We start from the raw sequence: 10,237 nt of genomic DNA on the forward strand, positions 1-10,237 counted from the left end.
CCCCCGCGGGCTGGCCCCGTACACCGTCCAGCGCGACCTGCCGGTGACCATGCCGGACGGCGTGACCCTGCTCGCCGACCGGTACGTCCCGTCCGGGGTCGAGCGTCCGCCCACGATCCTCGTGCGGACCCCCTACGGGCGGCGCGGCCCGGCGGCCCTGGCCAACGGGCTGCTGTTCGTCCCGTTCGGTTTCCAGCTGGTGGTGCAGAGCGCGCGCGGGACGTCCGGGTCGGGGGGCGAGTTCGACCCGCTCGGCCGGGAACGCGAGGACGGGCTGGCGACCGTCGAGTGGCTGAAGCGGCAGCCCTGGTTCCACGGCACGTTCGGCGCCTTCGGACCGAGCTACCTCGGGTACTCGGCGTGGGCGATCGCCGCGGCGGCCGGCCCCGAGCTGAAGGCGATGTCGCTGCAGATCACCGCGTCGACGTTCCGGGACGCCGCCTACGTGGGCGGGTCGTTCGCGCTGGAGTCCGCGCTCACCTGGACGGACCTGACGCACCGGCAGCGGCGGCCGCTCGGCATGCTGACCGCGCCGCTGACGTCCCGGCGCCGCGCCGTCCGCGCCGCGCGGTCCGGCCGCCCCCTGGCCGAGCTGGACGTGCTGGCCGGCGGCCGGCCGATGCGCTTCTACCAGGACCTCCTCGCCGGCCACACCGGGGAGAACGGCTACTGGGACGACCGCGACTTCAGCGGCACGGTCGGGGAGGTCACCGCGCCCGTCACCCTCCTCGGCGGCTGGTACGACGTGTTCCTGCCCTGGCAGGTCAGGGACTACCTCGCGCTGCGCGCCGCCGGGCACGCCCCGTACCTGACCATCGGCCCCTGGTGGCACACCGACGCCCGCCACGGCCTGGTGACGGTCCGCGAGTCCCTCGCCTGGTTCCGCGCCCACCTGCTCGGCGACCCGTCCGGGCTGCGCCGCGACCCCGTCCGCGTCTACGTCACCGGCGCCCGCGAATGGCGGCACTACCGCGACTGGCCGCCGCCCGGGACGCGCCAGGTTTCGTGGCACCTGCACGGGGGCGGCGGCCTCGGCGAGGACGGCCCGCAGGACGCCCCCGCGAGCACCTACCGCTTCGACCCGGCCCGCCCGACGCCCGCGCTCGGCGGGCCGACCCTGCTCGGCAGCTCCCGGCCGGTCGACAACCGGCCGCTGGAGCGGCGCCCCGACGTGCTCGTCTTCACCTCCCCCGCCCTCGACGCCGACCTGGACGTGATCGGGCCCGTCGGCGCGGACCTGTTCGTCCGGTCCGACCGGGAGCACACCGACTTCGTCGTGCGGCTCTGCGACGTCGCGCCGGACGGGTCCTCCCGCACCGTCTGCGAGGGGGGCCTGCGCCTGCCCGCCGCCGCGGAGAAGCCCGTGGGGACGGACGGCGTCCGCCGCATCGGCGTCGACCTGTGGCCGACCGGCCACCGGTTCGCGCGCGGGCACCGGGTCCGCGTGCACGTCACCAGCGGCGCCCACCCGAAGGTCGCCGCGAACCCCGGCACCGGCGAGCCGCTCGCCACCGCGACCCGGATGGTCACGGCCCACCAGGAGGTCTTCCACGACCCGGACCGCCCGTCCGCGATCATTCTCCCGATCGTGGAACGGTCCGCCGAGGCGACCGTCCCCGCGCCCGGCGAGGAAGAGGTCTGAGCCGGTCAGCGGACGGGGTTGCCCGCGTCCCGGAGGGCGGCCTTGACCTCGGGGATCTTCAGCTCGCCGAAGTGGAAGACACTGGCGGCGAGGACGGCGTCCGCGCCCGCGGCCACGGCGGGCGCGAAGTGCTCCACCGCTCCGGCGCCGCCGCTGGCGATCACCGGCACGGTCACCGCCGCCCGGACGCGGCGCAGCATCTCCAGGTCGAAGCCCTCCTTGGTGCCGTCGGCGTCCATGGAGTTCAGCAGGATCTCGCCGACGCCCAGCTCCTGGCCGCGGCGGGCCCACTCGACCGCGTCGAGGCCCGTGCCCTTGCGGCCGCCGTGCGTGGTGACCTCGAAGCCCGACTCCGTCCCGGCGGCGCGGCGTGCGTCCACCGACAGGACGACGCACTGCGACCCGAACCGGTGCGCGGCCTCCCGCAGGAACTCGGGGCGCGCGATCGCGGCGGTGTTGACCGAGACCTTGTCGGCGCCCGCGCGCAGCAGCCGGTCGACGTCGTCGACGGTGCGGACGCCGCCGCCGACCGTGAGCGGGATGAACACCTGCTCGGCGGTGCGCCGGACGACGTCGTAGGTCGTGGCGCGGTCGGCGCTGGACGCGGTGATGTCCAGGAACGTCAGCTCGTCGGCGCCCTCGGCGTCGTAGCGGGCGGCCAGCTCGACGGGGTCGCCGGCGTCGCGCAGGTTCTGGAAGTTGACGCCCTTGACCACGCGCCCGGCGTCGACGTCCAGGCACGGGATCACCCGCACGGCCACCGTCACTTCACGGCCTCCCCAATCACTTCACGGCCTCCCCTGTCACTTCACGGCCTCCAGGGCCTCTTCCAGGGTGAACGCCTGCGCGTAGAGCGCCTTGCCCACGATCGCGCCCTCGACACCGTCGCCGACCAGCCCGGCCAGGGCGCGCAGGTCGTCCAGGGACGAGACGCCGCCGGACGCGATCACCGGCTTGTCCGTCCGGGAGCAGACCTCGCGGAGGAGGCCGGTGTTGGGGCCGCGGAGCGTGCCGTCCTTGGTGACGTCGGTCACGACGTAGCGGGGGCAGCCGTCGTCCTCCAGCCGGGCGAGGACCTCCCACAGGTCGCCGCCCTCGCGCGTCCAGCCGCGGGCGGCGAGCGTGGTGCCGCGCACGTCGAGGCCGACCGCGATCCGGTCGCCGTGCGAGGCGATGATCTTCCGGCACCACGCCGGGTCCTCCAGCGCGGCGGTGCCGATGTTGACGCGGGCGCAGCCGGTGGCGAGGGCCGCGTCCAGCGAGGCGTCGTCGCGGATGCCGCCGGACAGCTCCACCTTCACCTCCAGCCGGCCGGTGACCTCGGCGAGCAGCTCCCGGTTGGACCCGCGCCCGAACGCGGCGTCCAGGTCGACCAGATGGATCCATTCCGCGCCCGCGCGCTGCCAGGCGAGGGCCGCCTCCAGCGGCGATCCGTAGGAGGTCTCGGTGCCGGCCTCGCCCTGGACCAGGCGGACGGCCTGGCCGCCCGCGACGTCGACGGCGGGAAGGAGCGTCAAGGACATGCGGAAACCCTATCGAGGCAGATGGAAGGGAAGGCTCAGCCAAGGCTGCTCAGCCAGTTGCGGAGGAGTTCGGCGCCCGCGTCGCCGGACTTCTCCGGATGGAACTGGGCGGCGCACAGCGGCCCGTTCTCGACGGCGGCGACGAACCGGTCGCCGTGCTCGGCCCAGGTGACCAGCGGCGGCGCGATGACACCGGTCGGGTCGGGCTCCAGGTCCCAGCTGCGGGCCGCGTAGGAGTGGACGAAGTAGAACCGCGCGTCCTCCAGGCCGCGGAACAGGACCGAGCCCTCGGGGACGTCGACGGTGTTCCAGCCCATGTGCGGGACGACCGGCGCGTCGAGGCGGTCGACCGTGCCCGGCCACTCGTCGCAGCCCTCGGTGGTGACGCCGTGCTCGATGCCCTTGGTGAACAGGATCTGCATGCCGACGCAGATCCCGAGGACGGGCCGTCCCCCGGCGAGCCGGCGGCCGATGATCTGGTCGCCGCGGACCGAGCGCAGCCCCGCCATGCACGCCGCGAACGCGCCGACGCCGGGCACGACGAGGCCGTCGGCGGCGAGCGCGGCGTCCCAGTCGGCGGTGACGGTCACCTCCGCGCCCGCGCGGGCGACGGCGCGCTCGGCGGAGCGCAGGTTCCCGGACCCGTAGTCCAGGATGACGATCGTGCTCACAGCCACATCACGCCTCCGGTGAAGGCGATCGCGGCGAGGACGAACACGATCAGCGCGGCGATCTTCAGGCCCTGCCTGACGAAGCTGTACACGCCCGCCAGCAGGAACACCGCCACCGCGAAGATCGCGACGTTGCCGTAGGTGAAGTGCAGGCCGCCGATCTCCACGGCTACAGCGCCCCCTTCGTGGACGGGATGCCGTGCACCTTCGGGTCGAGCGCCACGGCGTCGCGCAGCGCGCGGGCCAGGGCCTTGAACTGGGCCTCGACGATGTGATGCGCGTTCCGCCCGTACGGGACGTGGACGTGCAGCGCGATCCGGGCGTTCGACACGAACGACTCGAAGATGTGCCGGGTCATCGTGGTGTCGTACTCGGGGCCGATCATCGGGGCCATGCCGTCCGGCTCGACGTGCACGAGGTAGGGGCGGCCGGAGACGTCGACGGTGACCTGGGCGAGCGCCTCGTCCAGCGGGACGGACGCGTCCGCGAACCGGTGGATGCCGGCCTTGTCGCCGAGCGCCTCGCGGAACGCCCGGCCGAGCGCGATGGCGGTGTCCTCGATGGTGTGGTGGCTGTCGATGTGCAGGTCACCGGTGGTCTTGACGGTCAGGTCGAACGACCCGTGCTTGCCGAGCTGGGCCAGCATGTGGTCGAAGAACCCCACGCCGGTCGCCACGTCGACCTGCCCGGTGCCGTCCAGGTCGATCTCGACGAGGACCTGCGTCTCGCCGGTCCCGCGCTCGACTCGTCCCTTGCGCGTCACAGACTCTCCTCCAGTGCTTCCTTCAGTGCGGTGCGGAAGGCGGCCATCTCCGCCGGGGTGCCGACGCTGACCCGCAGCCACTCGGGCGGCCCCACCTCCCGGATCAGCACGCCGCGTGCCAGCAGCGCCTCCCAGACCCGGCGGCGGTCGGGGAACGTCCCGAACAGGACGAAGTTGGCGTCGGAGTCGGCCACCCGCAACCCCTCGCCGCGCAGCCAGGCCACGAGGTCGTCGCGTTCGCGGCGCAGCGCCTCGACGCCGCCGAGCAGCTCCTCGCCATGGGCGAGTGCGGTGCGCGCGACGGCCTGGGTGACGGCGGACAGATGGTACGGCAACCGGACGAGCAGCAGCGCCTCGACCACGGCCGGGTCGGCGGCGAGGTAGCCGAGCCGGGTCCCGGCCATGGCGAACGCCTTGGACATCGTCCGGGTGACGATCAGGCGCGGGTGGCCGTCCAGCAGCGTCAGCGCGGACGGCGTCTCCTCGCGGCGGAACTCCGCGTACGCCTCGTCCACGACGACCATGCCGGGCGCGACGTCCAGCACCGCCTCGATCGCCGGCAGCGGCAGCGCCGTGCCGGTCGGGTTGTTCGGCGAGGTCAGGAACACGATGTCGGGACGGTGCTCCGCGACGGCCGCGATCGCGCGGGCGGGGTCGATGCCGAAGTCCTCGTCGCGGAAGGCGTTCACCCAGCGCGTCCCGGACACCCCGGTGATGATCGGGTGCATCGAGTAGGACGGCTCGAAGCCGAGCGCGGTGCGTCCCGTCCCGCCGAACGCCTGCAGGATCTGCTGGATGATCTCGTTGGAGCCGTTCGCCGCCCAGACGTGGCCCGTGGTGAGGCCGGCGCCGGGCGTGTCGGCGTTCAGGAACGCGGCGAGGTCATCGCGGAGGGCGAGGACGTCCCGGTCGGGGTAGCGGTTCAGGGTGCCGGCGACGTCCATGACCGCCTCCCCGAGGGCCTTCACGAGGCGCTCGGACGGCGGGTACGGGTTCTCGTTGGTGTTCAGCGCGCAGGGGACGTCCAGCTGCGGCGCGCCGTAGGGTTCGCGGCCGCGCAGGTCGTCGCGCAGCGGCAGATCGCCGAGCGAGGTCACGACGGGACCTCCCAGTCGAAGCGCGCTTTCAAGGCGGCGCCGTGGGCGGGCAGATCTTCGGCCTCGGCGAGCGCGACCACCCGGCCCGTGGCCTCGGCGAGCGCGTCCCGGTCGTACTCGACGACGTGGACGCCGCGCAGGAACGACTGGACCGACAGCCCGGACGAGTGGCACGCGCACCCGCCGGTCGGCAGGACGTGGTTGGACCCGGCCAGGTAGTCGCCGAGCGACACCGGCGCGTGCCGCCCGACGAAGATCGCTCCGGCGTTGCGGACGCGGGCGGCGACGGCGGGCGCGCCGGCGGTGTGGATCTCCAGGTGCTCGGCGGCGTAGGCGTCCACGACCTTCAGGCCGTCCTCGACGTCGTCCACCAGCACGATCCCGGACTGCCGCCCGGCGAGCGCCTCGGTGATCCGCTCGGTGTGCCGGGTGCGGGCGACCTGCGCCTTCAGCTCGGTCTCCACCTCGTCGGCCAGCCGCCCCGAGTCGGTGACCAGGACGGCCGCGGCGAGCGTGTCGTGCTCGGCCTGGCTGATCAGGTCGGCGGCGACGTCCACCGGGCTCGCGGTCGCGTCGGCGAGGATCGCGATCTCGGTCGGGCCGGCCTCGGCGTCGATGCCGATCACGCCCTTGAGCAGCCGCTTCGCGGCGGCGACATAGACGTTGCCGGGCCCGGTGACCAGGTCGGCGCACGGGCACTCCTCGGTGCCGTAGGCGAACATCGCGATCGCCTGCGCGCCGCCCGCCGCGTACACCTCGTCCACGCCGAGCAGCGCGCACGCCGCCAGGATCGCCGGGTGCGGCAGCCCGCCCAACTCGCGCTGCGGCGGTGAGGTGACGGCGAGGGAGCCGACGCCCGCCTCCTGCGCGGGGACGACGTTCATGACCACGCTGGACGGGTACACGGCCCGCCCGCCCGGCACGTACAGCCCGACGCGCCCGACCGGGATCCACCGCTCGGTGACGGTCCCGCCCGGCACGACCTGCGTGGTGACGTCGGCGCGCCGCTGGTCGCGGTGGACGATGCGCGCGCGCCGGATGCTCTCCTCCAGCGCGTCCCGGACGGCCGGATCGAGCTCCGCGAGCGCCCGGTGGACGGTCTCCACCGGAACGCGGGCGCTCTCCGGCTCGACCCCGTCGAACGCCTTGGTGTACTCCCGTACCGCGGCCGAGCCGCGATGGCGCACGCCGTCGCAGATGGGCCGCACCTTGTCCAGGGCGGCCTCGACGTCGAGCTCGGCGCGGGGCAGCACGGAGCGCAGATCGCCGGGAAGCGAGCCGCGCAGGTCGATACGGGAAATCACCCGTCCAGTCTACGGAGTGCCCCCAGCCCCTCGCGCACCGTCTCACGTGCCGAGATGCCCCGGGTCGATCACACCGTCAGCTGACCGTCGAGGACGGTGACGGCCGCGCCGGACAGGACGACCCGGTCGCCGCGCAGCGCGACGTGGACGTCCCCGCCGCGCGCCGACGCCTGGTGCCCGGTCAGCGTGTCGCGGCCGAGCCGGGCCGCCCAGTACGGGGCGAGGGCGCAGTGGGCCGAGCCGGTGACCGGGTCCTCCGCGTCGCCGGGCAGGACGCGCGGCGCGAAGAAGCGGGACACGAAGTCGTGCCGCTCCCCTTCGCCGCCCGCGGCCGTGACGATCACGCCGCGGGCGTCGATCTCCGCGAGCGCCCGGACGTCGGGAGCGATCTCGCGGACGGCGGTCTCGTCCTCGACCTCGACGACCAGGTCGTTCTGGACGTTGCGCCCCACGGCCGCCACCGGGACACCGAGCGCCTCCGCGAGCCCCTCCGGGACGGCGGCGGGCTCGGGCGGGCAGGCCGGGAAGTCCATCGACAGCCTTCCGGTCTCGTCCCGGATGACGGTGAGAACGCCGCTCTTCAGCGTCCGGAACCGGATCGGGCGGCCGGACGCGACCGCCCCGGTCTCGTAGAGCGCGTGGGCGGCGGCCAGCGTGGCGTGCCCGCACAGCGCGACCTCCATGACCGGCGTGAACCAGCGAAGCTCGTAGTCCGCTGCGCCGTCCTGGGGGGACGACCCCCCGGAGCGCTCCTCGACGGGCCGGGCGAACGCGGTCTCGGAGTGCTTCATCTCGGCGGCGACCCGCTGCATCCACCCGGGATCGGCGGCGCCGGGCGGCAGGCACACCCCGGCGGGGTTGCCCGCGAACGGGCGGTCGGTGAAGGCGTCCACGACGAGCATCCTCATGGCGCCGACGCTACCGGCGATGACATCCGCTTCACACTATGAAAAATCACCCCTTACCAAGATCATCGACCAGGACGTAGGCTTGCGCGGACGGCGCTTTCCCCGTGGCGCCCCAGGACCGTGGAGAGACAGTGACCGAGCGGCTCGCCCTGTTCCCCCTGGGCACCGTGCTGTTCCCCGGTCTGGTGCTCCCCCTGCACCTGTTCGAGGACCGCTACCTCAGCCTGATCGGCGACCTCCTGGAACGGCCCGAGCCGCGCGGCTTCGGCGTCGTCGGCATCGAGCTCGGCCACGAGGTCGGCGAGGGCGCCGCGCACCGCCTCGCGGAGATCGGCTGCGTCGCCGAGCTGCGCGACGCGCGGCCCCACCCGGACGGCCGGTACGACATCGTCACGGTCGGCGCCCGCCGCTTCCGGCTCAAGGAGCTGGACCGCTCGCGCCCCTACCTGCAGGGCGAGGTGGAGTTCCTCCCCGAGGAGCCGGGGGCCGACCCCGGGCCCGTCGCGCTGCGCGTCCGCCGGCTGTTCCGGCTGTACCGGCACCGGCTGACCGCCGCCGGCGCCGGCTCGTTCGAGAAGGACGAGCCGCCCGACGACCCGGTCGCCCTGTCGTACGTGATCGCGGCCTCCCTCGTCCTGGACGGGCACGAGAAGCAGCGGCTGCTGGAGTGCGACGACGCGACGCTGCGCCTTGAGGCCGAGCGCGACCTGCTGGTCCGGGAGAACCGCATCCTGGACGTCCTCCCGATGATCCCCGCCGGCCAGTTCCTGGACGGGTCGTTCAACGCGAACTGACCCGCGCACGGCAGACTGCCCCCCATGGGCAAGGGCAAAGGCGGCACCGCCAAGGGCAGTACGGGCACTCCGGCGACGGTCGCCGCCACCGACGCGAAGATCGAGTTCACCCTGCACACCTACGAGCCGGACCCGGACGCCGGGTCGTACGGGGAGGCGGCCGCCGACGCCCTCGGGATCCCGTACGCGCAGATCTTCAAGACGCTGCTCGCCGAGGTCGACGGGCGGCTCACCGTCGGCGTCGTCCCGGTGTCGGCCAGCCTCGACCTGAAGGCCCTCGCGGCGGCGGCCGGCGGCAAGAGGGCGCGGATGGCCGAGCCGCGCGACGCCGAGCGCGCCACCGGCTACGTCGTCGGCGGGATCAGCCCGCTGGGGCAGCGCAGGCGGCTGCCGACCGTGATCGACGTGTCGGTGTCAGGGCTCGCGACCGTCTACGTCTCGGCCGGCCGGCGCGGACTGCAGATCGAACTCGTCCCCGGCGACCTCGTCCGCCTCACCGGCGCCCGCCTCGCCGCGATCGCCCGCGGGTAGCCGCCGGAGGATCAGCTCCAGGATCCCGTAGGTGGCGACCGCGGGCAGCGCCCAGAACACGAGGACGCCCTTGGCGCGCAGGTCGGCGACGCCGGTCACGGTGGTGCCGTCGCGCGCGGTGCGGACCGCGTCCTGGAACTCCTCCAGCCCGATCAGGTGGCCGGTCTTCCAGGCGAGGAAGGCCGCGGCCCCGCCGCCCACGGCCAGCCCGAGCAGCAGCGCGACGTCGTCGCCGCGTCCGCCCGCCAGGTACCCGGCGACGCCGCACAGCAGGCCCGCGACGAGGGCGAGCAGGGCGAACCGGGCGTCGATGCCGATCGGGCCCTGACCTTCCGGTTCGGCCAGCAACGGCTCACCCTGGACTATTACGTATGTCACCTCGGGGATGGTCTTGGCCCACAGCACCCCCATGAGCGGACCCGGCAGGGTCACGATGGCGACGGTCACCGCCCAGGTCACCAAGAACCTCATCGCCGAGAGCCGCCCGGTGGGTCCCCGCACCTCGTACGCTCCTCATTGAAGAGTCCTCTGACAGCGAAAAGCCTAGCCTGTCCGATACGGCCCACGATCGCCCCGACCACTGGGATAATGTGCCCGACATGTCCGGATTCAGTCCCGCGTTCGAACGCCTCGGCGCCGCCCTGGCGGCCGTCGTGCTGCAGCAGCAGGAGACGCTCGCGGAGTTCCTGCCGCGCGAGGACTGGAGCGCCGACCTGACCGCGCGGACCTATTCCAGCGGCGGCGTCACCGTCCGGGTGTCGCTGCTCGGCAGCTACGCCGCACGGGAGCGCACCTGGCTGTGGGGGTGGGCGAACCCGCAGTTCGGCGACGCGCACCCGGCCGTCACCCCCACCCTCGTCATCCGGGCGCTCGGCGAACGGCTCGGCATCACCGAGTTCACCACGCCCGAGGTCGACCTGTCCTGGTACGAGGGCCCCGCCGGGCACGGCGGGGAGCTGATGGCGATGGCCGCCGGGGGCGTCCTCGGCGGCGCCGGCTACATC

General features: G+C 73.9%; 13 protein-coding genes. 4 read left to right on the forward strand and 9 right to left on the reverse strand.

The genetic code is table 11. From position 1 onward, the window contains the following. A partial coding sequence (locus ETD83_RS34815) for a CocE/NonD family hydrolase (protein ID WP_329603033.1) occupies positions 1-1,642 on the forward strand: 1,642 nt, incomplete at its 5' end. A 5-nt stretch (positions 1,643-1,647) separates the two neighbouring features. On the opposite strand, the gene hisF is transcribed toward ETD83_RS34815, so the two are convergent. The 8 genes from hisF to ETD83_RS34850 all read right to left on the reverse strand — a co-directional run bounded on the left by hisF (position 1,648) and on the right by ETD83_RS34850 (position 7,908). Then, positions 1,648-2,409: an imidazole glycerol phosphate synthase subunit HisF gene (hisF, locus tag ETD83_RS34820; protein ID WP_138649461.1), complete on the reverse strand. Its 762-nt coding sequence runs from the start codon at positions 2,407-2,409 to the stop codon at positions 1,648-1,650. 36 nt (positions 2,410-2,445) lie between these two features. Beyond that, entirely contained in the window at positions 2,446-3,165 is a 720-nt protein-coding gene (priA, locus tag ETD83_RS34825; RefSeq protein ID WP_138649462.1) for a bifunctional 1-(5-phosphoribosyl)-5-((5-phosphoribosylamino)methylideneamino)imidazole-4-carboxamide isomerase/phosphoribosylanthranilate isomerase PriA, read from the reverse strand. 35 nt (positions 3,166-3,200) lie between these two features. Next, the gene (gene hisH / locus ETD83_RS34830) at positions 3,201-3,836 is read right to left on the reverse strand and encodes an imidazole glycerol phosphate synthase subunit HisH (RefSeq protein WP_205718046.1); all 636 of its coding nucleotides are present in this window, start codon (positions 3,834-3,836) and stop codon (positions 3,201-3,203) included. Next, positions 3,833-4,003 carry a hypothetical protein gene (locus ETD83_RS43080; protein WP_171064610.1) on the reverse strand — a complete coding sequence of 57 codons (171 nt, stop codon included), beginning with the start codon at positions 4,001-4,003 and terminating at the stop codon, positions 3,833-3,835. Before ETD83_RS43080 ends, hisH begins: the two co-directional genes overlap by 4 nt. Positions 4,004-4,005: 2 nt before the next feature. After that, positions 4,006-4,599, reverse strand: a complete 594-nt coding sequence (gene hisB, locus ETD83_RS34835) for an imidazoleglycerol-phosphate dehydratase HisB (protein ID WP_138649464.1) — start codon at positions 4,597-4,599, stop codon at positions 4,006-4,008. Further along, positions 4,596-5,696 (reverse strand): histidinol-phosphate transaminase, encoded by a 1,101-nt coding sequence (locus ETD83_RS34840; RefSeq protein WP_138649465.1) that lies wholly within the window; start codon positions 5,694-5,696, stop codon positions 4,596-4,598. Before ETD83_RS34840 ends, hisB begins: the two co-directional genes overlap by 4 nt. Further along, entirely contained in the window at positions 5,693-7,000 is a 1,308-nt protein-coding gene (hisD, locus tag ETD83_RS34845) for a histidinol dehydrogenase (RefSeq protein WP_138649466.1), read from the reverse strand. The genes ETD83_RS34840 and hisD overlap by 4 nt, the downstream gene beginning before the upstream one ends. 68 nt (positions 7,001-7,068) lie before the next feature. Then, positions 7,069-7,908, reverse strand: coding sequence for a PhzF family phenazine biosynthesis protein (locus ETD83_RS34850; RefSeq protein WP_138649467.1), 840 nt, complete (start codon positions 7,906-7,908; stop codon positions 7,069-7,071). Positions 7,909-8,039: 131 nt separating this feature from the next. On the opposite strand from ETD83_RS34850, the gene ETD83_RS34855 reads away from it, so the two are divergent. Then, positions 8,040-8,702 (forward strand): LON peptidase substrate-binding domain-containing protein, encoded by a 663-nt coding sequence (locus tag ETD83_RS34855; protein WP_138649468.1) that lies wholly within the window; start codon positions 8,040-8,042, stop codon positions 8,700-8,702. 24 nt (positions 8,703-8,726) lie between these two features. Further along, positions 8,727-9,233 carry a Cys-tRNA(Pro) deacylase gene (gene ybaK, locus ETD83_RS34860; protein ID WP_138649469.1) on the forward strand — a complete coding sequence of 169 codons (507 nt, stop codon included), beginning with the start codon at positions 8,727-8,729 and terminating at the stop codon, positions 9,231-9,233. On the opposite strand, the gene ETD83_RS34865 is transcribed toward ybaK, so the two are convergent. Further along, on the reverse strand, positions 9,117-9,734 hold the full coding sequence (locus ETD83_RS34865; RefSeq protein WP_230421380.1) for a hypothetical protein: 618 nt from the start codon (positions 9,732-9,734) through the stop codon (positions 9,117-9,119). The genes ybaK and ETD83_RS34865 overlap by 117 nt on opposite strands. A 98-nt stretch (positions 9,735-9,832) precedes the next feature. On the opposite strand from ETD83_RS34865, the gene ETD83_RS34870 reads away from it, so the two are divergent. Beyond that, the coding region (locus ETD83_RS34870; RefSeq protein WP_407921542.1) for a DUF6882 domain-containing protein at positions 9,833-10,237 on the forward strand (405 nt) is incomplete at its 3' end.

The organism is Actinomadura soli (assembly GCF_005889715.1).
GTDB lineage: Bacteria > Actinomycetota > Actinomycetes > Streptosporangiales > Streptosporangiaceae > Spirillospora > Spirillospora soli.

What these genes read in the sequence shown, in the direction of transcription:
- ETD83_RS34850 (WP_138649467.1), bottom strand. Translation starts at nt 7,908, where the DNA reads ATGAGGATGCTCGTCGTGGACGCCTTCACCGACCGCCCGTTCGCGGGC.
- ybaK (WP_138649469.1), top strand. Translation starts at nt 8,727, where the DNA reads ATGGGCAAGGGCAAAGGCGGCACCGCCAAGGGCAGTACGGGCACTCCG.
- priA (WP_138649462.1), bottom strand. Translation starts at nt 3,165, where the DNA reads ATGTCCTTGACGCTCCTTCCCGCCGTCGACGTCGCGGGCGGCCAGGCC.